We start from the raw sequence: 20,590 nt of genomic DNA on the forward strand, positions 1-20,590 counted from the left end.
GTATTGCGTGCCGGGATTGCCGAGGCCGACGACGAGCCAGGGCTGTTCCGCCATGCGTGTGTTCCGGTCCGGCTACTCGGCGGAGCCGGTCTCCGCCGCCTCCGCCTGCGCGGCCTCTTCGGCCTCCTCGGTCGCCTCGGCGGCCGGTGCGGATGGCAGCGTGATCGCCACGACGAGCGCCTCGGGGTCGCTCAGCAGCGTGGATCCTGCCGGCAGCTCGAGGTCGGCCGCCGTGATGTGGGTGCCGTCCTCGAGGCCCTCGACGTCGACGACGATGTGCTCGGGGATGTGCGTGGCCTCTGCCTCGACGGACACGGTGGAGAGGTCCTGCACGACGATGGTGCCGGAGAACGGCTCGCCCTCGACGTGCACGGGGATGTCGATCTGCACCTTCTCGCCGCGGCGGACGATGATGAGGTCGATGTGCTCGATGATCTGGTGCACCGGGTCCTTCTGCACGTCCTTCACGAGGGCGAGCTGGGACGTGCCCGCGATGTCGAGGTCGAGCACCGCGTTCGCCTTGCGCAGGATGAGGCCCAGCTGGTGGGCGGGCAGCGTGAGGTGCTGCGGGTCGGTTCCGTGACCGTAGAGAACGGCAGGGATCTTGCCCGCGGCACGGATCTTGCGCGCCGCGCCCTTGCCGAACTGGTCGCGGTTCTCCGCGACGACCTTGTTGCTGTCGTCAGCCATGGTGATGTCTCGCTTTCGGTGGGCTAAGGCCCACGTCGTATTGGGATTCGTTGTCAACTCGTGCTGAATGTCAGCGTGAGGACAGACGTGAGCCTGGTCCACCGCGTCGATCACGGATGCCTGCCTGCACTCGGGCACGCGGCATCCCTCGCCGAAGTTCGGTGTCCGAGTCTACCAGCGCGCCGGAACGGCCGGCGACGACGGCCTCACCAGTCGTGCATCGCCCCGTCGAGCAGTCGGTTCACCGGCAGATATGCCCCGGCATACGGATGCGCGGCGGCCACCTCGTCGTCGTAGTCCACGCCGAGTCCGGGAGCATCCGAGGGGTTCAGCATGCCGTTCTCGAACGTGTACGTCGTGCGGAACGCCTCGTGCGTGACGGACGCGTGCCGCATGTACTCCTGGATGCCGAAGTTCGGGATCGCGAGCCCCAGATGGATGGCGGCAGACAAGCCGACCGGCGAGATGTCGGTCGGCCCGTGCGCACCCGACTTGATCTGGTAGACGGCCGCGTAGTCGAAGATGCGCCGCAGTCCCGTGATGCCGCCCGCGTGCGTGACGGGGCTGCGCACGTAGTCGATGAGCTGTTCCTCGAAGAGCTCGCGGTAGTCCCAGATGGTGTTGAAGACCTCACCGATCGCCAGCGGCGTCGTCGTGTGCTCACGCACGCGCCTCAGCACGGACTGGTTCTCGGCCGGCGTGACGTCCTCGAGCCAGAACAGGTCGTACGGCTCGAGCGACTTGCCAAGCTTCGCGGCCTGGATGGGCGTGAGCCTGTGGTGCGCGTCGTGCAGAAGGGGCAGCTCCGGCCCGAACTCGTTGCGCACCGCCTCGAAGACGCCGGGGATGTGCCGCAGGTAGGCACGCGTGTCCCAGGTCTCCTCGACCGGAAGCGCGCTGCGCCGCGCCGGCTCGTAGTCGTAGCGGGCATCCGTACCCGCCTCGGTGCCGGCCTCGGCGTTGCGGCTGTGCGCGACGCCGTAGACGGAGGGCAGTCCCGGGATGCCGGTCTGGATGCGGATGGCCCGGTATCCCTCCTCCAGGTGCTCCCTGATGGAGTCGAACAGCTCGGGCAGTTCGAGGCCGGATGCGTGCCCGTAGACCAGCAGGCCGTCCCTGCTGCGCCCGCCCAGCAGCTGGTAGAGCGGCATGCCTGCCGCCTTCGCCTTGATGTCCCACAGCGCGGTGTCGACCGCCGCGATCGCCGCCATCGTGACGGGACCGCGACGCCAGTACGCGCCGCGGTACAGGTACTGCCAGGTGTCTTCGATGCGGCCGGCTTCGCGTCCGATGAGCAGCGGCACGACGTGCTCTGACAGGTAGGCGGCCACCGCGAGTTCGCGGCCGTTCAGCGTGGCGTCGCCGAGGCCGGTGTACCCGTCGTCGGTCGTGATGCGCAGCGTGACGAAGTTGCGGCCGGGGCTCGCGACGAGCACCTCGGCTGACGTGATCAGCATGGTCGGGTCTCCTTGATGGTTCAGCTCAGGTATACGCGCGCCGACAGGCCGGGCTGCAGCACGTCGAGGGCTTCTGACAGGTCTAGGCCGCGCAGCCGGCCCCACGCTTCGACGGTGGCGAGGGATGCCCGTCCCGGCTCGTCTCCGGCATCCAGCCGCGCCGACACGATGGCCGCCTGCCGCTGCTTGAGCTTCTGCAGGCTGCCGTCGTCGACCTGGGTGAGACGGTGCGCGATGCGGGGGTTGGCGAAGCGGGAGCGCAGCGCGGCCAGGAACGCATCCGTCGTCTCGTCGTCGAACGGCAGCAGCACCCTGGCCTCCTGCCACAGGTCTTCGAGAAGCATGCGGCACTCGGGATCGGCGAAGGCCTCGGCCACCGTCTCGTGGCCGCGCAGCAGCCCGGTGGACGCCAGCAACGTGTGCCCGGCGTTCAGCAGCCACAGCTTGCGACGTTCATACGGCTCGATGTCGTCGACGAAGCGCGCTCCCACCCGATCCCAGGCCGGGCGGCCTCCCGGGAACGCGCCGCTCAGCACCCACTCGCTGAACGGCTCCGTGACGACGGGAGCCGCGTCGTCGAACCCCGTGAGTTCGCGCGCCGTCTCACGGTCGGCATCCGTCGTGCCGGGCGTGATGCGGTCGACCATCGTGGAGACGAACGAGACATTCGCATCGATCCATGTCTTCAGGTCGTCGTCGTCGGTCTCGCGCGCGACGGCGTCCCGCAGGGCCTCCCCGTTCGCACTGAGGTTGTCGCAACTCACGAGCGCGATCGGGCCGGCGGATGCCTGTGCCCGCGCGAGCAGGCCGCGAGCGATCCGCGCTCCCGGCGTCTCGGCATCCGTCTCGGATGCCGCCGTCGGCCCGGCCTCATACCCGCGCTCGGTGACCGTCACGGTCAGGATCGCGACGCCCGGATCGGCCAGCGTGCGCTGCCACGCCTCGCCCCGGCCATCGTGCACCTCGCTGATGGACTGGATGATCTCGGCGCTGTCGCCCTCGGCGGCGCGGGTGATCAGCGCGTAGACGCTGTCCTGTGCGGCCAGGGCCTCCGCCGCGCGCGGTGAACGGCCCGTGAATGCGGCGATGCCCCACCCGTCGGCGACCCCCGGGTCGGGCAGCGCGTGGGCATGCTGGGTGTACCAGGCCTGGTGCGCGCGATGGAAGTGACCGAGTCCGAGGTGCGCGACCCGCACCGGATGACGGGCGGTGCGCGCCTCAGCGATCGACGGCATCGGCGCCTTCGGGGGTAGCGCGGCGGGCGGCCGTGCGTGCCTCGACGGCCCGCACGAATGCCAGATTGTCCGCCGTGCGCTGGGCGAGCGGAACCGTCGTGGAGAAGTCCTCGAGCGTCACCCATCCGTTGTAGCCCACTTCGGCGAGCGTGCCGAAGTATTCGTCGAAATCGACCTGCCCGTCGCGCAGCGTCTCCCAGTTCTCCCGCCACACGACGGAGTCGTCGTCGCGGCGTTCCTCGGTGGGATGCCACGCCACGCTCTTCACGTGCACGTGGGCGAGGTACTCCCCCAGCAGCTCGAACGCTGCTAGGTAGTCCTCGTGGCCCTCGATGACGAGGTTGCCGGAGTCGTGGATGACGCCGACATGCGCAGGATCCAGTCCTTCGACCATGCGGTATGCGGCAGAGGCGGACGACGTGATGGTTCGGTGGTGCAGCTCGATGACGGCCTGGACGCCGTGATGCGCCGCTCGATCGGCCACCCACTCCAGATCGCGACGTGCCCCGGCGAACAGCTCGCGATAGTTCCCGGTGCCCAACGCCGGCATCGTGACGCGGACGCGAGGCGCGCCGAGAGCGGCGGTCGCTGCGAGCATCCGCTCGGTGTTCTCGTGGTCGAAGACACGCGTGTAGCCGCCGATGCCGGAGAACTCGAGCCCCGCGTCACGCGTGATCTTCGCGATCTCGTCGAGGTGCTGCTCGAGGCCCGTGAGCGGCCACGTCGCTCGATTGCCCGCCCAGAAGCCGGGCTCCGGCGCATCCTGCTGGTCGGTGATGCGCCACTCGATGCCGTCCCAGCCCTGCTCGGCCAGCGTCTGCGCCGCCTCCGAGGGCGTCCAGTCCGGCGTGGATGCTGTGAACACGGCGAACTTCATGCTGGGATCTCCTGCTTCTGCCCCTCGGCGGCCTGCTCGGTGTGCACGTCCTGATCGTCGTACACGCCCTGGAGAACGTCGTCGACGAGAACCTCTCGCCCGAGTGTCGCCGACAGGTACACGGCGCGCACCACGGCCAGGGACAACAGGGCGTCGGCGACGGTTACGCCGGGCGCCCCGCCGGATCGGATCGCATCCAGGATGTCGTCGTACTGCCTGCGGTGGCCGACGACGAAGGCGTCGGCGCCTCTCGGGCTTCCATACAGCTCGGAGGCCTCCACCAGCTCGGCCGCCCTGTTCTCGTTCGCGGATCGTGTCGGGTCCGCGTTCGCGGCGGCATCCGCCACGCCTCCTGAGGCGAAGTACGCCAGCTGGTCGTTCTCGATCACGGCCGACCCGTTCGACCCGTGCACCTGCACGCGCACGGTCAGACCCGGATACGCGGCCGTCGTGGCGTGGAGCACGGCGATCGCGCCGTTTTCGAACCGCACGGTCGCCACGGCCGTGTCCTCCACCTCGATGCGCTCGTGGGCGAGACGGGCGGTGTGTGCGTAGACGGCGACCGGCGGGCCCATGAACCAGACCAGCAGGTCGACCGTGTGCACCCCCTGGTTCATCACGGCGCCGCCGCCGTCGAGATCCCAGGTGCCGCGCCACTGGCCGGAGTCGTAGTACTCCTGCGTCCGCCACCACGCGACGGATGCGACGGCGCTGGTCAGCACGCCCAGGCCGCCGGAGTGCGCGGCGCGAGCCACGACGACCGACGCGGGATCGAACCTGTGCTGGCTGATCACCGTGGCGACGAGACCGCGTGCCGCCGCCTCGTCGGCCAGCTCGCGGATGCGCCTGGCCCGCGGAACCGAGACATCCAGCGGCTTCTCGATCACCACGTGGCTGCCTGCCTGGATGGCCGTCTCGGCCAGCCGCACGTGCAGCCCGCTGGGCGCGAGGATGACGACGACGTCGACGGGACGCTCGGCGAGAGCCTCGCCGAGGTCCGCGAACTCCGCGGGGCGGTCCATGCCGACCTGCTCGACGAGTCCGGCGACGCGTTCGCGAGCCGGGACGACCGGGTCGACGAGCGAGACGATGCTCGCCCCGCCGTGCGCAGCGAGAGCTCGAACGTGGTTGTCGGCGATGACGCCGCAACCCACGATGGCGACGGTGAGCCGGCGATCCGCCTGCTCGGGCTGCTGGCTCATGCTGCTGACACTCCGGTCGTGGTGAGAAGGCGGTCGAGGGCCCGGGCCGCGGTGCCGAAGGCGCGCGGACCGGAGAATCCGCCGAGCGAGAAGCCCTGCGCCAGGTGCGGTTCCAGCGACGCGAAGCCGCGGTAGCCGGCATCTCGCAGAGCGGTCACTGTCTCGAGGAGCTGGCCGTCGCCCCCTCCGGCCGGCACGACGGTTCCGTCCGCCGCGAGCGCATCCTTCACCTGCAGGTACTCAACGTGCTCGTGCAGCAACGGCCAGGCATCCGTGAACGGGCGCACCCCGCACTGCACGAAATTGGCGTTGTCCCAGGCCAGCCGTAGCGCGGGAGAGCCGACGGACTCGACGATGTCGAGCACCCGATCGGGTACGTCGCCGTAGATCTCCTTCTCGTTCTCGTGCAGCAGCACCACGTCCTCGCGCTCGGCGAGGTCGGCCAGCGCCCGCATGCGCGTGAGCACGTCGTCGCGGATCGCCTCGGGCGTGATGCCTTCGCCGCGGTAGAACGAGAAGATGCGCACGTATCGCGACCCGAGCACATGGGCGGCGTTGATCGCTTGCGCGAGCCGCCCCACCTCGTGCTCGACCGGCAGCGTGACATCCACCTTGCCGATCGGCGATGCGATCGCGGAGACGCCGAAGCCGGCCTCGTCGATGGTTCCCTTGAGGGCCGCGAGCTGCTCGGCGTCGAGGTCGACGATGTTGACGCCCCATGCGCTGCGTACCTCGATGTGGTGCGCGCCGAGCGCCTCGAGAACGGCCAGCTGAATGTGCGGATCCTGGTCGATCTCGTCTCCGAAACCGGAGAGTCGCCAGGTGAGGTCTTCCGCAGTGGATCCAGGGCTCATGCTTCGACCCTAGGCAGCGTGCGAGCGCCGCTGCAAACGTTTGCCATGCGTTGCCACGATGACCCGTCGCGGGCCGGTCGGCCGACGCTGAGTCAGCTGATGATCTCGTGGAATCCGGTTAGCGCCGAGCTTCCGCCCGTGATGCCGAACACCTCGAGCGAGAGGATGCGCACGACGGGCACGGAGCCGTCCGACGACGGCGGGTGCTGGATGTCGTACTGCACCGCCGACCCGTTGTCGAGCACGCCTTTCAACGAGGCGCAGTACGTGTCGACGCCACCGCTGAACGACATCGACGTGGCCACGGTGTCCGTTCCCGCACCCGTCGCATCCCGGGTGTCGAGCCGGAAGCCGGGGATCTTCACGCTGTCCATGGAGAGCTTCAGCACGGTGGCCGCGCTGCCGTCCGACAGCCGCACCGTGGCGAGTCCGAGGTAGCGCAGGCCCGAGAACGAGAGTGAGGACCCCTGGAGCAACGCAGGCTTGCCCGTGAAGACCGGGGACGGAGCCGGCGGCGCGACCAGCTGAGGCCCGGTCGGAACGGGCGCGGCCGGCACCGGGGCTGCAGCTGTGCCGTCCGACGAACCGGCTCCGCCGGACGGAGCGGGGGACGGCGTCGACGACCCCGACGACGTGGGCGAAGGAGCAGGCGTGGGAGTGTTGGTCGAGCAGTCGCCGAGGAAGCCGAGCACGCAGACGCCACTCGTCTCCGCTGCGGACGCCTGCTGAGGATGAGCGGCCGTGAGGCCCAGCGTGACGATGGCGGCCAGCGTCAGCGCCAGCGTTCCGCCTGTCGTCCTGCGCGCCGTGCCCTGGCGGCGGCGACGGCCGCTCCTTGCCGGCGCAGCGACGTCGGCATCCTTCGCCGGTGTGGCGGTGTCGGCATCCATGGTGGACGCGACGGGGCCGCCATCCGTCGTTACGACGGCACCGGCATGCGTGTGGGAGAGCGCGTCTGCATCCGAGTCCGCCGCCGCGGCTTCGGCATCGAACTCCGATGTGGGCGGGTCGTCCGCCGCTGGAGTCTCGCCTGCCTTTCGAGGCATCCACGAGACGATCAGCACACCACCGACGGCGGCGAGCAGCATGCCGACGAAGAAGCCGCCGAGGTTGACGCCCACAAGCGAGTACACGGCGACGACGAGCCCGATAACGCCGTAGAAGATGCGGTGCTGCGGCATCAGCGTGGCGAGCACGCCGACGAGCGCGAGCACGATCGGGATGATGGTGGCCTGGAAACCCTCGATGCCCACCTGCACGCGCATGGCTCCGACCGTGAGCTGCCCGGAGAAGAACATCTCGATGCCGGCGAGCACCATCAGCAGGCCGCCGATGAACGGCCGACGACGGCACCATGCCACGAACCGATGCCACCATTCCCTGGGTTCCGCCATGCTCTTCGGTCTCCGGGTCAGAAGCAGGTCTGGCCGTCGGTGAGCTGAAGATGCAGGCCTGCCAGGTTGAACACCGAAGCCTGAGTGCTCCACGCCGTCTGCTTGAGGTTCTTGATCTCGACCGAGTCCGCGTCCTGTGCGAAGTCGCCCGCCGTGCCCTTGGCATCCGTGTTCACCGTGGACGCGTCGACGCCGATGCGGATGTTGTTGAACGTGGCGTCACCCTGCAGGTCGGTCATGCCGATCTGCATGTTGCTCGCGGTGGCAGGGGTGCCATCGCCGCCCGCGGTGATCTTGAGCCCCATCGGCATGCCGGGCACGGCGACCGACTGGCACAGGTCGTAGAGCTTGGCACTGGCGATATTCGCCACCGAGACCGGATGCGTCGAGCCGTCCTTGAGCGTCACGTTCCCGGCGTACTGCGAGAAGCCGGTGCCCTCCAGCTGCGACGCCGCCACCTGGAACGTGGAGCCCGACACCGTGAAGGCTACGGGCACCGCGCCGTTGGCGACGCCGGTCATGAGCAGCGCCGCTGCGATGCCGACGGGCACGGCGGCGAGCGCGACCCGTCCGGCCCGCTTGGCAGCCAGAGAACGTAGCTTCATAGATCCTCCTTGATCCGAATGGCCCTCATCCGAACGAGCTTGATCCGAACGGCCTTGATCCGGATCGCGCCTCGGTCGGAAGGCGCTGACACCCGAACACGGGCCATTGCCGACCCGATGTCAGTACTATTTACCACGAGTCAATAACGTGCGCCAGTCCATTGTGTCCACCCGCAAAAGGGGGTGGCGCTTCACACGGCACGATAGCGGTATCCGACCACTCGCCCCAGGCCCTGCACGCCCTGTTGTGCAGAAGTGGCCGAGGCGACCGCACGTCCTCCGTCGCCGAGCCCTGGCCCCTCCGGGCTCGGATAACCTCGGATGCATGCCTGCCGAGCGCCGCACCCGCATGACGCCCGACGAGCGCCGGGCGCAACTCGTCGCGCTCGGGGTCGCCGCTCTGGCCGATCGGCCGCTCGACCAGCTGAATGTGGAAGATCTCTCCGCGCAGGCGGGCGTCTCGCGCGGCCTGCTCTTCTACTACTTCGACTCCAAGCAGGGATTCCACCGCGAGGTGGTGCGAGCGGCGCGCGACGGCATGCTGCACGCGACGGAGCCGCAGCTGGACCTGCCACCCCTCGAGCGCCTGCACACCACGCTGACGAAGATCGTGGACTTCGTGCGGGAGCACCGCAGCACGTTCGTCTCGCTGGTGCACGGCGTCGCCAGCGGCGACCGGGAGGTGCGAGCCGTGGTGGAGGAGGCCGAGCAGATCCAGACGCAGCGGGTGATCGCCGTCTTCGACGAGCTGGGCGTTCCGCAGTCCCCGCTGCTGACGGTGGCATTGCGAGCGTGGGTCGCCTTCGCCGAACAGGCCCTGGTCGACGCGGAGCTCGTGCCTGGACCGGACGGCGACGAGGCCGCTGCGGATTTCGCGGCCTTCCTGCAGCGCAGTGCGCTCGCGGTCGTCGAATCCGTCGCCGAACCTGGCACCGTTGGCCCCGATCGGTAGCGGAGAAGCGCCGGCAAACGGTTGCAACCATTTGCCGTAGCGTCCCGGTCTTGATTGGCTGTCGTCATGAGCGAAGCCGGTGACGACGCGAGGCGGGCCGTCACGCTCGCCGACGTCGCATCGAAGGCCGGCGTCGCGATCTCCACGGCGTCCCGAGCGCTGTCCAATCCGGGCCGGGTGAACGCGGCGACTCGGGAGCGCATCGCGAGGATCGCCGCCGAGCTCGGTTACTCGCCGAACTCGCCGGCGCGCGCCCTGACATCCGGGCGAACCGGCGCCATCGCCGTGCTCGTCTCCGACGTCACGAACCCGTTCTATTTCGGCATCATCAAGGGCACGCAGCGGCAGCTCAAGGCGTCCGGATACTCGCAGCTGCTCATCGACACCGAGGAGTCGGACCAGAACGAGGACGACCTGCTGCATCGTCTGCGGTCGTCGTTCGACGGCGCCGTGCTCGCCGCCTCGCGGCTGTCGGACAGGACGCTCGCCGAGCTCGCGTCGCAGCTGCCCATCGTGGCTGTCAACCGGCAGACGCGTGGTGTGTCGACGGTCTTCATCGACACTCCGAAGGGCATCGAGCAGGCGGTCGAGCACCTCGTCTCGCTCGGTCACCGCGACATCGCCTACGTCTCCGGGCCTGAGACCTCCTGGCCGAACGAGGGGCGCTGGCGCAGGTTCGTCAAAGCCGGCAAGCAGCATGCGGTGACGACCAGGAGGCTCGGCCCGTTCTCACCGCTGCGCAGCGCGGGAGCCGCGGCGGCGGATGCCCTGCTCAACACGGGTGCGACAGCCGCCATCGCGTTCAACGACCTGCTCGCCATCGGCATGCTGCAGCATCTTGCGGCGCGAGGCATCCGAGTTCCCGGCGAGATGAGCATCGTGGGATGCGACGACATCTTCGGCGCGGACTTCTGCAACCCGCCCCTGACGACCCTCACCGCCCCCATCGAGCAGGCCGGGCGGCTTGCGGTCACCTTGCTGCTCGCGCAGCTCGAGCCAGGCTCCGATGGGGGCCAGCGCCGCAGCACGACGCTCCCCACCCACCTCACCGTCCGCTCGTCGACCGGGCCGGCGCCCAGCCACCGCAGTATCGATCAGGAGATGCCATGACCACCTCGCCGCTGACGCCGCACCCCGACCGCCTTCTGCCGCCCGATCCGGCGACTCGAGACGTGGCGCGGCGCCTGTACGCCGAGGTCGCGGAGGCGCCCATCTATTCGCCGCACGGGCATGTCGACGCGCGACTGCTGCTCGACGACGAGCCGTTCGGCGATCCCGCCGAGCTGCTCATTACGCCCGACCACTACGTGACGCGCATGCTGCACGCCGTCGGCGTGCCGCTGACCGAGCTCGGCCTGGCCAGGAACGGCGTTAAGTTGCAGGCATCCGGCCGCGAGATCTGGCGCAGGCTGTGCGAGAACTGGGATGCCTTTCTCGGCACCCCCGTGCGGTTCTGGTTCGAGAGCGAGTTCGCCGAGGTGTTCGGTCTGACCGACGCCCCGTCTGCGCAGACGGCCGACGGTCTGTACGACCAGCTCACCGAAGCGCTCGCCCGTCCGGAGTTCCGGCCGCGGGCGCTCTTCGATCGCTTCCGCATCGCCGTGCTCGCCACGACGGACGATCCGGCCGACGACCTGGCCGCCCACCTCGCGCTGCGCGACGACCCGACCTTCACCGGGCGGGTCGTGCCCACGTTCCGGGCCGATCGGTACATGCACCCGCTCGAGCCGACCTGGCGGGGAAAGCTGGAAGAGCTCGCCACGGCTGCGAACATCGACTGCGGCACCTACGCCGGACTGCTCGATGCTCTGCGGTCGCGCCGGGCGTACTTCCGGGCAGCGGGCGGAACCGCAACGGACACCGGGGTGATCGACGCGGGAAGCCAGCCGCTGGAAGCGCCGGATGCCGAGCGCATCCACCGGGAAGCGCTCGAAGGAACGGTCAGTCGGGCCGATGCGGACGCCTATCGCCGCAATCTGCTGTACCGGCTCGCCGAGATGAGCGCGGACGACGGGCTCGTGATGCAGTTGCATGCCGGCGTCATCCGCAACCATCACCGGCCGACGTTCGAGGCGTTCGGCCCCGACACCGGGCACGACCTCCCCGCCGTCGGCGGCTACACGGTTCCGCTCACGCCGATCCTGCGGGACTTCGGCCTCAACGAGCGGTTCCGCCTCGTGCTGTTCACGGTCGACGAGACGCTCTTCTCCCGCGAGATCGCGCCGCTGGCCGGCTTCTATCCCAGTGTCTACGCGGGCGCACCCTGGTGGTTCCTCGACTCCCCCGCCGGTATCACGCGGTACCGATCGGCGGTCACGGACTCCGCCGGGTTCGCCAAGACGAGCGGGTTCATCGACGACACGAGGGCCTTCTGCTCGATCCCGGCCCGCCACGACATGTCACGGCGGCTGGATGCCGGCTACCTGGCCTCCCTTGTCGCGACTCACCAGCTGAGCGAGGACGACGCGGTCGGTGTCGCTCGTCGTCTCGTCGACGACATCCCCCGGTCGGTGTTCCGGCTGTAGCGACCGGGACCCAGGTCAGGCCAGCACCGAGCCGCCTGCGACGTCGAGCGTCACACCGCTCACCCACCCTGCGGAGTCGCCTGCGAGGTAGAGCACGGCAGCGGCGACGTCCTCCGGAGTGCCGAGCCGCTGCACGGGATGCCCTGCCGCCATGCTCGCCTGCGTGTCCTGCGGGATCTGCCTCAGGTTCCGCTCCGTGAGGATCGTCTCCGGCGACACGCAGTTGGCCCGCACACCGTGCGGACCGGCCTGCAGAGCCACGAGGCGCGTGAACACCTCGACGCCCGCCTTCGCGGCGGCGTACGGTACTGGCGTGTAGGCGGTGGGCCGACGCGACGCAGCGGATGCGACCGTGACGATCGATCCTCGCCCTCGCTGCTTCATCCCGGGCAGCACCGCGGCCACGGTGAGGAAGGTCAGCGTGAGGTTGGCATCCATCGTCGAGCGCCACTGGTCCAGCGTGACGTTCTCGATCGGCCCTGGCGGAACCGGATTGTGCCCGGCGTTGGCCACCAGGACGGTCAGCGCGCCGAGGGCCCCCTCCCCCTCCTCGACGACCCGCGCGACCGTCTCGGGGCTGCCGAGATCGCCGACGACGCCGACGGCCCGCCCACCGGATGCCGTCAGCTCGTCGACCAGCGCGGCGACGGCCCGGTCGTCGCGCCCGTGCACGGCGACGGCCGCTCCCTCCGCGGCGAACAGACGAGCGACAGCGGATCCGATGCCGTGCGATGCGCCCGTGACGAGCGCGACGTGTCCTTGAAGCGAATGCATGCCACCAGCATCCGCCGAGGGAGACGACGCCGCATCCGACACCGGTCGCAGCGTGGTTACGCCGTTCGGAGTACTGCCGTCACAGGTTGATCATGTGGCCGACGAGGCCGTGGAAGGCATCCTGCATCGACTCGGACAGGCTCGGGTGCGGGTGCACGTTGCGCGCGAGCTCCAGCGCGCCGAGGTCCCACTTCTGGGCCAGCGTGAGCTCGGGAAGCAGCTCCGAGACGTCGAGTCCGACCATGTGGCCGCCGAGCAGCTCGTGGTACTTCTTGTCCGCGACGAGTTTGACGAAGCCGCGGGCGTCGCCGAGAGCGTGCGCCTTCGCGTTCGCCATCATCGGGAAGGTCGACACCTCGACGTCGTAACCGGCGTCCCGTGCCTGCTGCTCGGTCAGTCCGAAGCTGGCGACCTGGGGCTGCATGTACGTGGCGCGCGGCATGTTGCGGTAGTCGCCGAGCGTCATAGTCTCGGCGCCGCCGATCGTCTCCGCTGCCACCACGCCCTGCGCCTCGGCGACGTGCGCGAGCTGCAGCTTGGCCGTCACATCCCCGATGGCGTAGATGCCTGGCACGTTGGTGCGCATGTAGTCGTCGATGGCGATCGCGCCGCGGTCGGTGAGCTCGACGCCGGTGTTCTCCAGCCCGTATCCCGTGACGTTGGCGGCGAAGCCGACCGAGATGAGCGCCTTGTCCGCGCTGATGGCTCCCCTGTTGCCGTCGGCGCCCGTATAGGTGACGGTCACCTGGTGGCCCTCGTCGACGACGGTCTCCACCTTCGTCGAGGCGAGGATCGGAACCCCGAGCGACTTGAAGTGCTTCGTGATCTCCTTCGAGACGTCGACGTCCTCGTTCGGCAGGGCACGGTCGAGGAACTCGACGACCGTGGCCTGCACGCCGTAGTTCGCCATGATGTACGCGAACTCGAGCCCGATCGCGCCTGCGCCCACGATGACGATGGACTTCGGCAGGTCGCGCTGGAGGATGAGCTCCTTGTACGTGACCACGTTCTCGCTGAGCGTCACGCCAGGGAGGAGCCGGACGGTCGAGCCCGTGGCGATGATCGCGTTGTCGAACGTGAGCTGCTCGGTGCCGCCTGCCGCCAGAGCGACGTCCATCGACTTCGGCCCGGTGAAGAAGCCGTGTCCGTCGAACTGCGTGATCTTGTTCTTGCGCATGAGGAAGTTGACGCCCTTGGCGCGCGCGTCGGCGACCTTGCGGCTGCGGTCCCATCCCACGCCGTAGTCGGCGTGGATGTCGCCGGAGATGCCGAACTCCGCGCCCTCTCTGGTGACCAGGCCGAGGACCTCCGCGTTGCGGATCAGCGTCTTGGCCGGCACGCAGCCGATGTTGAGGCACACGCCACCCCAGTACTGCTGCTCGACGATGGCGACCTGCAGACCGAGCTGCGCGGCGCGGACGGCGGCCACGTAGCCGCCGGGGCCGGCTCCGAGCACGACGACGTCGAAATGGGGCATGGGTCCTCCTCGGATCGAAGGGCGGGGTTCCGCTACGGGATGCTACCGGCTCGGCGCGAACGCCACGCGGACGGCTGGAGCGATCACTCGGAAGCGGCGAGCTGCCCGCACGCTCCGTCGATCTCCTTGCCACGGGTGTCGCGCAGCGTGGTGGGGATGCCTGCTGCTTCCAGCCGGTGCACGAACTCGGCCGTGACATCCGGCTCGCTCGCCGTCCAGATCGAACCCGGTGTGGGGTTCAGCGGGATCGGGTTCACGTGCACCCAGCCGCGGCCGCGTTCGTTGAGCTTCTGAGCCAGCAGGTCGGCGCGCCATCCGTGATCGTTCATGTCCTTGATGAGCGCGTACTCGATCGAGACCCTGCGGCCGGTCTTCTCGAAGTAGTAGCGGGCGGCATCCAGCGCCTCGTCCACCTTCCAACGCGAGTTCACCGGGATCAGCTCGTCGCGCAGGCCGTCGTCGGGCGCGTGCAGGGAGAGTGCGAACGTCAAGGGGATGTCTTCGTCGGCGAGCTTGCGGATTGCGGGCACGAGGCCGACGGACGACACGGTGATCCCGCGCGCCGACATGCCGAGGCCGTCCGGCTGGGGTGCGAGCAGCGTGCGGATGGCGCTCATCAGGCGCTTGTAGTTCGCCAGCGGCTCACCCATACCCATGAACACGATGTTGTGGACCCGCTCCTGCCCGCCGCCGCGGCTGTGGCCGAGTTCGCCGTCCGCGATCGCGCGGTTGGCGGCGACGACCTGGTCGACGATCTCCGCCGCGGAGAGATTGCGGGTGAGTCCCGCCTGACCCGTCGCACAGAACGGGCAGTTCATGCCGCAACCGGCCTGCGACGAGATGCACAGCGTGATGCGTCCCGGATACCTCATCAGCACGGATTCCACGAGCGCGCCGTCGAAGAGCCGCCAGAGGAACTTGATGGTGCGCCCGTCGTCCGTGCGCAGCCGCCGCACCTCCGTGAGCAGAGGGGGCAGGAGCGAGGAGACGAGTTCCTGGCGACCGGATGCCGGCAGGTCGGTCATGGCGTCGGCATCCGTCGTGCAGTGCGTGAAGTAGTGCGTCGACAGCTGCTTCGCGCGGAATCCGGGAAGGCCCAGTTGCTCGACCTTCGCCTTGCGTTCGGCCGGCGTGAGGTCGGCGAGGTGCGTCTCCGGCTGCTTGCGGCGCGGCGAGGCGAACTGCAGCGCAGGCCTGCCGTCGGCGGCCAGCTGCTGCGTCCACCCCTCCGTCGCCGGACGCACCTGGGGACGCGACGCCGCGGCGGCGCCCTCACCGTCACGGCGGGCATCACGGCCGGTCGGCACGATCGTCGTCTCGCTCACTATGCCATTGTCTCAGGGCCGGGCTGAGCATCCGCCCCAGCCGTTGCACCGGGGCAACCGTCGCCTGAGAGCGCCGACGGTCGCCTGATAGACCTGGATGTCATGGCCGGACTTCCGCAGCGCGTCACGCGCGACATCGAGCTCGACATCCATCTGCCTGCGACGAAGGCGGTGGGGCACGTCGAGGTGCGGCGCATCCGGATGCCGGCAGGAACGCCGGCCGCCGCCCACGTGCACAACGGCCCGGTGTTCGGAACGATCCTTCGCGGCAGCGTGCTCTACCAGCTGCACGGCGACGAGCGCCGCATCCTCTCACCCGGTGACGTGTTCTACGAGCCAGAGGGGGCCCGGGTGCTGCACTTCGACGCGCTCGACGACGACGTGGAGTTCACCGCGGTGTTCCCGGTAGGAACGGGGCAGAACCCCGACATGACGTTCCTCTAGGACGCGGCCCCTCGGGCGAACCGTCGGAAGACCGCAGACGTTCGAAGTCGAACGTCGGCGATCGAGCGAGGCGGCGGTGCTGTCTCAGCCGGCCGGCCTCATCGTGGTCAGCCCGCTCCGTGCTCGTCACCGACGTCTGCCGCGAGAGCAGCCCGGATGTCGGCGACAGTCTGCTCGACCGAGCCGTCGGAGCGGAAGACCGCTCCGAACTCGTCGGGCTGCAGCGGCTCGAGGGCGCTGAGCTGCGACCCGAGGAGCCCGGCCGGCATGTACTCGTGCACCCGCACGGCGAGGCGTTGCTCGAGCGTCTCGGGATCCGGGTCGAGGTGTGCGAAGAACGTGTCGGGTGCGTACTCGCGCAGCAGATCGCGGTAGCGGCGCTTCAGCGCGCTGCAGGCGACGATGACGCCGTCGCCCACGGCGAGGCGCTCCCCGATGATGCGCAGCCACGGCTCGCGGTCGGCGTCGGTGAGCGGGATGCCCGCGCGCATCTTCTCCTTGTTGGCGGCCGGGTGCAGATCGTCGCCGTCGATGAAGACGCGGCCCGAGGCGTCGGCGAGCGCGTCGCCCACGACGCTCTTGCCTGCGCCGGACACTCCCATGAGCACGATGGCGGGCAGCTTGGCTGGCGGCGTGACGGTCATGTCCCCCATTCTCCCGGATGCCGCGCTTCACGCGGCGCCATGCACGACACGGCCGGATGCGCGGTCCCCTAGAGTGGGAAGCCCCCGGTGGGATACCAACCGGGTGACGCTCCCCGAGTTCAGCCCCGTCTTTCTACAGCCCCGTCTTTCTAGGAGAAGTGCCGTGCCAGAGAAGTCCGTTGCGAACATCGGTGTTGTCGGACTGGCGGTGATGGGGTCGAATCTCGCCCGCAACCTCGCCAGCCGCGAAGGCAACACCGTGGCGATCTTCAACCGTTCGTACGAGAAGACGCAGACGCTGCTCGACGAGCATCCTGAGGCCGGCTTCGTGCCGGCATCCGACTACGAGGAGTTCGCCGCCACTCTCACGAAGCCGCGCACGGCCATCATCATGGTGCAGGCGGGCAGGGGCACGGATGCCGTGATCGACGAGCTCGTCAAGGTGTTCGAGCCAGGCGACATCATCGTCGACGGCGGCAACGCGTTGTTCACCGACACGATCCGCCGCGAGAAGGCCGTGCGGGAGACGGGGATCAACTTCGTCGGCGCCGGTATCTCCGGCGGCGAGGAGGGCGCCCTGCACGGACCGTCCATCATGCCGGGCGGCTCCGACGAGTCGTGGGTGACCCTCGGACCGATCCTGCGCTCCATCGCCGCCGTGGCCGAGGGCGAGCCGTGCGTGACCCACGTCGGGCACGACGGCGCGGGCCACTTCGTGAAGATGGTGCACAACGGCATCGAATACGCCGACATGCAGCTGATCGCCGAGGCGTACGACCTCATCCGCCGCGGAACGGGCAAGAGCCCTGCCGAGATCGCGGACATCTTCGCCGAGTGGAACAAGGGTGAGCTCGAGAGCTACCTCATCGAGATCACGGCCGAGGTGCTGCGCCAGGTGGATGCCGAGACCGGCAAGCCCCTGGTGGACGTCATCCTCGATCAGGCCGGCGCCAAAGGAACGGGCGCCTGGACCGTGCAGACCGCGCTCGATCTCGGCATCCCTGTCTCCGGCATCGCCGAGGCCGTCTTCGCCCGGTCGCTGTCCAGCAAGCCGGCACAGCGTGCAGCGGCATCCGACCTTCCCGGACCCAGCGCTCAGTGGCGCGTCGAGGATGCCGATGCGTTCGTCGAAGACGTGCGGCAGGCGCTGTACGCGTCGAAGATCATCGCGTACTCGCAGGGCTTCGACGAGATCGTCGCCGGCGCGGAGCAGTACGGCTGGGACATCAAGAAGGGTGACATCGCGGCGATCTGGCGCGGCGGCTGCATCATCCGCGCCCAGTTCCTGAACCGCATCACCGAGGCGTACGCCGACGACCCGTCGCTCGTGGCGCTGCTCACGGCTCCGTATTTCCGCGACGCGCTGGAGCGCACGCAGGAGGCGTGGCGTCGCGTCGTGGTCGCGGCTGCCCAGGGCGGCATCCCCTCCCCCGCGTTCAGCTCGAGCCTCGCGTACTACGACGGCCTGCGAGCGGACCGGCTGCCTGCTGCGCTCGTGCAGGGACAGCGGGACTTCTTCGGCGCGCACACGTACAAGCGCGTCGACAAGGACGGCGTGTTCCACACGCTGTGGTCGGGCGACCGCTCGGAGATCGAGACGGCGCCCTCCGCGCACTGACGCCATCACCGAGGTCCTTCACCGAGGGTTGAACCTCGGGGGTTGCGCCTCGCCGAGGGTTGCGCCTGTCGAAACCCGCCCGAAGCAGGGGCCCGGTTTCGACAGGCTCAACCGGCGGCAAGGCGGTAGGTACGACTCAGCCGGCGACGGCGTCCACGAGGGCGTCGCTCGGGTCGGCCGCCACCGCAGGCGTGCGCACGAAGAACGCCGCGAGCACGGCGCCCAGCGAAATGATCGCCCCGATCAGGAATGCCAGCGCGATGCCGGATGCCGTCGCATCCCTCGTGCTCGAACCTGCGTCGCTCAGCGCGGCGCTGCGCACCGACATGACGGCGACGAACAGCGCGGTACCCGCCGCCCCCGCCACCTGCTGCACCGTGCCGATGATGGCGCTGCCGTGCGAGTAGAACCGTTCGGGCACGGCTCCCAGTCCCGCGGTGAAGAGCGGCGTGAACAGGAAGGCCAGCCCGACGCTCAGCACGAGGTGCGAAGCGAGCAGGTACCACGGCGACGTGTGCGCGCCGACGAAGGAGAGCATCCAGAGCGCGGCACTCATCAGGATGGAGCCCGGCACGAGCAGTCGCGCCGCGCCGAACCTGTCGTAGAGCCGTCCGGCGACAGGCGCTAGCAGACCCATGATGAGCCCGCCGGGCAGAAGCAGGAGGCCGATGAACAGCGGGTCGAGGCCGAGCACCTGTTGCAGGTAGATCGGCAGCAGGATGACCGTGCCCAGCAGCGCGGCCATGCTCACGGCCATCAGCACGATCGACACCGAGAACGTAGAGGATCCGAACGTGCGGAGGTCGAGGAGCGCACGGTCGTTCCGCTGCAGCGCCAGCTGGCGCAGGACGAAGGCGATGAGCGCTGCGCCGCCCACGACGAAGGCGACGACCATCGGCATCGCACCGCCGGGCGTGCCCTGATCCGTCGCCCCGATGCGGCTCAGCCCGTAGACCACGCCGCCGAAGCCGAACACCGACAGCACGACGGACAGCACGTCGATCGGCACCTGCGCCGGGGTCGACACGTTGCGCACGCGCCACGCTCCGACGAGGAGCATGGCGACGGCGATGGGCAGGACGAACCAGAAGATCCAGCGCCACGCCAGCCCACTGAGGATGACGCCCGCGATCGTCGGCCCGATCGCCGGAGCGACGGAGATGACGATCGACACGTTGCCCATCGTGCGACCCCGTCTGCCGGGCGCGACGACCGTCATGATGGTCGTCATCAGCAGCGGCATCATGATGGCGGTTCCGGATGCCTGCACCACCCGTGCCGCCAGCAGCACCCCGAACACGGGTGCCGTCGCGGCGATCAGAGTTCCGGCACTGAACAGCGTCATGGCCGCGATGAACATGGCCCGCGTGCTGAACCGCTGCAGCAGGATGCCCGTGATGGGGATGACGACCGCGAGCGTGAGCATGAAGGCCGTGGTGAGCCACTGCCCGGCCCTCGCATCCACGTGGAAGTCGCGCATGATGTCGGTGATCGCGACCGACATGATCGTCTCGTTGAGGATGACGACGAACGTCGCCACGAGTAGAAGCCAGAGGACTTTGGAGTCGCGCTGGGTCGTGTCGTCGCGCGCGTCGACGGCGGCAGGCTGTGCGCTCATCCGGACAGAGTACCGACTGCGTGCGACATCGAGCTTGCACGGCCGAGCCTCAATCACCCATATCGCGGCTTCGCCGCTCAAAGGCTCAATCGGCTCCGCCGTACGAGCGAGCTCGCACGGCTGTCGCCTCAATCGCCTCTATCGCCGCTTCGCCGCTCACGGGTTCGAGCCTCAATCACCCATAACCTAAAGGGGTGCGTGAACCGAAGTGGCGCGAGACCGGTCAAGATCCCGACTACCGGTTCTCGTTGGCCAACGAGCGAACGTTCCTGGCCTGGATCCGCACGGCGCTCGCGATCCTCGCAGGAGGGGTGCTCCTCGAGGAGTTCTCGCAGCACATCGGGCCGCACTGGATCATCGTCATCCTCGCCGTCGTGCTCGGCGCACTCGCAACGGTGCTCGCCGTGATCGCCTACGTGCGCTGGCGCGCCAACGAGATCGCCATGCGCAACGGCAAGCGGCTCCCGCTCACCATCGCCGTGCCGCTCATCGCGGCCGTGGTGCTCGCGGTCGGAGCCGTGCTGACCGTGCTCATCGCCGTCTACCGCGCATGAGCGTCGCCCCGTCGCGCGACCCAGGCCTGCAGGGCGAACGCACGGCGTTGTCCTGGTCCCGCACCTGCCTGGCACTGGCCGTCAACGGTCTCCTGGCCGTGCGCGACGGATGGCAGTCCGGCGCCATCGCGCTCACCGCGACCGGCGTGCTGCTGCTGCTCGCCGCCGCGGCCTTCGTCGTCTACGGCAACGCTCGCGGCCGCGCTCTCGCCGGGCACGGAAAGCACCACGACCGGATGCCGCAGGCGGCTCCCGCCGTGCCGATCGCGCTGCTCGCGCTGGCGACGCTCGCGGCGTGCGCCGTGGGCATCGCATCAACGCTCATCCAGCGCTGAGCGTGCCGGG

Annotated in this window: 20 protein-coding genes; 7 read left to right on the forward strand and 13 right to left on the reverse strand. The window is 69.2% G+C overall.

From position 1 onward, the window contains the following. Positions 1-72: 72 nt before the first annotated feature. From VHB92_RS06150 to VHB92_RS06185, 8 genes are all read right to left on the reverse strand, one after another. The gene (locus tag VHB92_RS06150) at positions 73-690 is read right to left on the reverse strand and encodes a 50S ribosomal protein L25/general stress protein Ctc (RefSeq protein WP_325452473.1); all 618 of its coding nucleotides are present in this window, start codon (positions 688-690) and stop codon (positions 73-75) included. Between the two features lie 206 nt (positions 691-896). Further along, positions 897-2,147, reverse strand: a complete 1,251-nt coding sequence (manD, locus tag VHB92_RS06155) for a D-mannonate dehydratase ManD (protein WP_325452475.1) — start codon at positions 2,145-2,147, stop codon at positions 897-899. A gap of 20 nt (positions 2,148-2,167) precedes the next feature. After that, complete coding sequence (locus tag VHB92_RS06160; RefSeq protein WP_325452477.1) at positions 2,168-3,382, reverse strand: mannitol dehydrogenase family protein; 1,215 nt, start codon at positions 3,380-3,382, stop codon at positions 2,168-2,170. Beyond that, positions 3,366-4,259, reverse strand: coding sequence for a sugar phosphate isomerase/epimerase family protein (locus VHB92_RS06165; RefSeq protein ID WP_325452479.1), 894 nt, complete (start codon positions 4,257-4,259; stop codon positions 3,366-3,368). Before VHB92_RS06165 ends, VHB92_RS06160 begins: the two co-directional genes overlap by 17 nt. Continuing rightward, the gene (locus VHB92_RS06170) at positions 4,256-5,461 is read right to left on the reverse strand and encodes a Gfo/Idh/MocA family oxidoreductase (protein ID WP_325452481.1); all 1,206 of its coding nucleotides are present in this window, start codon (positions 5,459-5,461) and stop codon (positions 4,256-4,258) included. Before VHB92_RS06170 ends, VHB92_RS06165 begins: the two co-directional genes overlap by 4 nt. Further along, a complete protein-coding gene (locus VHB92_RS06175; RefSeq protein ID WP_325452483.1) occupies positions 5,458-6,315 on the reverse strand; it encodes a sugar phosphate isomerase/epimerase family protein in 858 nt (285 codons plus the stop codon). Before VHB92_RS06175 ends, VHB92_RS06170 begins: the two co-directional genes overlap by 4 nt. Positions 6,316-6,407: 92 nt before the next feature. Further along, on the reverse strand, positions 6,408-7,709 hold the full coding sequence (locus VHB92_RS06180; RefSeq protein ID WP_325452485.1) for a DUF6114 domain-containing protein: 1,302 nt from the start codon (positions 7,707-7,709) through the stop codon (positions 6,408-6,410). Between the two features lie 17 nt (positions 7,710-7,726). Next, entirely contained in the window at positions 7,727-8,314 is a 588-nt protein-coding gene (locus VHB92_RS06185) for a DUF6230 family protein (RefSeq protein WP_325452487.1), read from the reverse strand. 325 nt (positions 8,315-8,639) lie between these two features. On the opposite strand from VHB92_RS06185, the gene VHB92_RS06190 reads away from it, so the two are divergent. The 3 genes from VHB92_RS06190 to uxaC all read left to right on the forward strand — a co-directional run bounded on the left by VHB92_RS06190 (position 8,640) and on the right by uxaC (position 11,791). Continuing rightward, positions 8,640-9,266 carry a TetR/AcrR family transcriptional regulator gene (locus tag VHB92_RS06190; RefSeq protein ID WP_325452489.1) on the forward strand — a complete coding sequence of 209 codons (627 nt, stop codon included), beginning with the start codon at positions 8,640-8,642 and terminating at the stop codon, positions 9,264-9,266. A 66-nt stretch (positions 9,267-9,332) separates the two neighbouring features. Next, positions 9,333-10,376, forward strand: coding sequence for a LacI family DNA-binding transcriptional regulator (locus VHB92_RS06195; RefSeq protein ID WP_325452491.1), 1,044 nt, complete (start codon positions 9,333-9,335; stop codon positions 10,374-10,376). Continuing rightward, positions 10,373-11,791, forward strand: coding sequence for a glucuronate isomerase (gene uxaC, locus VHB92_RS06200; RefSeq protein ID WP_325452493.1), 1,419 nt, complete (start codon positions 10,373-10,375; stop codon positions 11,789-11,791). The genes VHB92_RS06195 and uxaC overlap by 4 nt, the downstream gene beginning before the upstream one ends. A 15-nt stretch (positions 11,792-11,806) precedes the next feature. On the opposite strand, the gene VHB92_RS06205 is transcribed toward uxaC, so the two are convergent. The 3 genes from VHB92_RS06205 to rlmN all read right to left on the reverse strand — a co-directional run bounded on the left by VHB92_RS06205 (position 11,807) and on the right by rlmN (position 15,349). Next, positions 11,807-12,565 carry an SDR family NAD(P)-dependent oxidoreductase gene (locus VHB92_RS06205; protein WP_325452495.1) on the reverse strand — a complete coding sequence of 253 codons (759 nt, stop codon included), beginning with the start codon at positions 12,563-12,565 and terminating at the stop codon, positions 11,807-11,809. A 79-nt stretch (positions 12,566-12,644) separates the two neighbouring features. Continuing rightward, positions 12,645-14,042 carry a dihydrolipoyl dehydrogenase gene (gene lpdA, locus VHB92_RS06210; protein WP_325452497.1) on the reverse strand — a complete coding sequence of 466 codons (1,398 nt, stop codon included), beginning with the start codon at positions 14,040-14,042 and terminating at the stop codon, positions 12,645-12,647. An 83-nt stretch (positions 14,043-14,125) separates the two neighbouring features. Then, positions 14,126-15,349, reverse strand: a complete 1,224-nt coding sequence (gene rlmN, locus VHB92_RS06215; protein ID WP_325452522.1) for a 23S rRNA (adenine(2503)-C(2))-methyltransferase RlmN — start codon at positions 15,347-15,349, stop codon at positions 14,126-14,128. A gap of 120 nt (positions 15,350-15,469) precedes the next feature. Here rlmN and VHB92_RS06220 point away from each other — a divergent pair, with 120 nt between their 5' ends. Next, positions 15,470-15,811 (forward strand): cupin domain-containing protein, encoded by a 342-nt coding sequence (locus VHB92_RS06220; protein WP_325452499.1) that lies wholly within the window; start codon positions 15,470-15,472, stop codon positions 15,809-15,811. Between the two features lie 107 nt (positions 15,812-15,918). Here VHB92_RS06220 and VHB92_RS06225 read toward each other — a convergent pair whose 3' ends face one another. Beyond that, a complete protein-coding gene (locus VHB92_RS06225; protein WP_325452501.1) occupies positions 15,919-16,455 on the reverse strand; it encodes a gluconokinase in 537 nt (178 codons plus the stop codon). Between the two features lie 163 nt (positions 16,456-16,618). On the opposite strand from VHB92_RS06225, the gene gndA reads away from it, so the two are divergent. Next, positions 16,619-18,073 carry an NADP-dependent phosphogluconate dehydrogenase gene (gndA, locus tag VHB92_RS06230; RefSeq protein ID WP_325452503.1) on the forward strand — a complete coding sequence of 485 codons (1,455 nt, stop codon included), beginning with the start codon at positions 16,619-16,621 and terminating at the stop codon, positions 18,071-18,073. 136 nt (positions 18,074-18,209) lie between these two features. Here the strand turns inward: gndA and VHB92_RS06235 are convergent, their stop codons facing one another. Beyond that, positions 18,210-19,691 carry a DHA2 family efflux MFS transporter permease subunit gene (locus tag VHB92_RS06235; protein WP_325452505.1) on the reverse strand — a complete coding sequence of 494 codons (1,482 nt, stop codon included), beginning with the start codon at positions 19,689-19,691 and terminating at the stop codon, positions 18,210-18,212. A gap of 194 nt (positions 19,692-19,885) precedes the next feature. On the opposite strand from VHB92_RS06235, the gene VHB92_RS06240 reads away from it, so the two are divergent. Both VHB92_RS06240 and VHB92_RS06245 read left to right on the forward strand, forming a co-directional pair. After that, on the forward strand, positions 19,886-20,245 hold the full coding sequence (locus VHB92_RS06240) for a YidH family protein (protein ID WP_325452507.1): 360 nt from the start codon (positions 19,886-19,888) through the stop codon (positions 20,243-20,245). Next, positions 20,242-20,580, forward strand: coding sequence for a DUF202 domain-containing protein (locus VHB92_RS06245; protein ID WP_325452509.1), 339 nt, complete (start codon positions 20,242-20,244; stop codon positions 20,578-20,580). The genes VHB92_RS06240 and VHB92_RS06245 overlap by 4 nt, the downstream gene beginning before the upstream one ends. The last annotated feature ends 10 nt before the right edge of the window (positions 20,581-20,590 follow it).

The organism is Humibacter sp. (assembly GCF_035547335.1).
In the GTDB taxonomy this organism is placed as follows: Bacteria; Actinomycetota; Actinomycetes; order Actinomycetales; family Microbacteriaceae; genus Humibacter.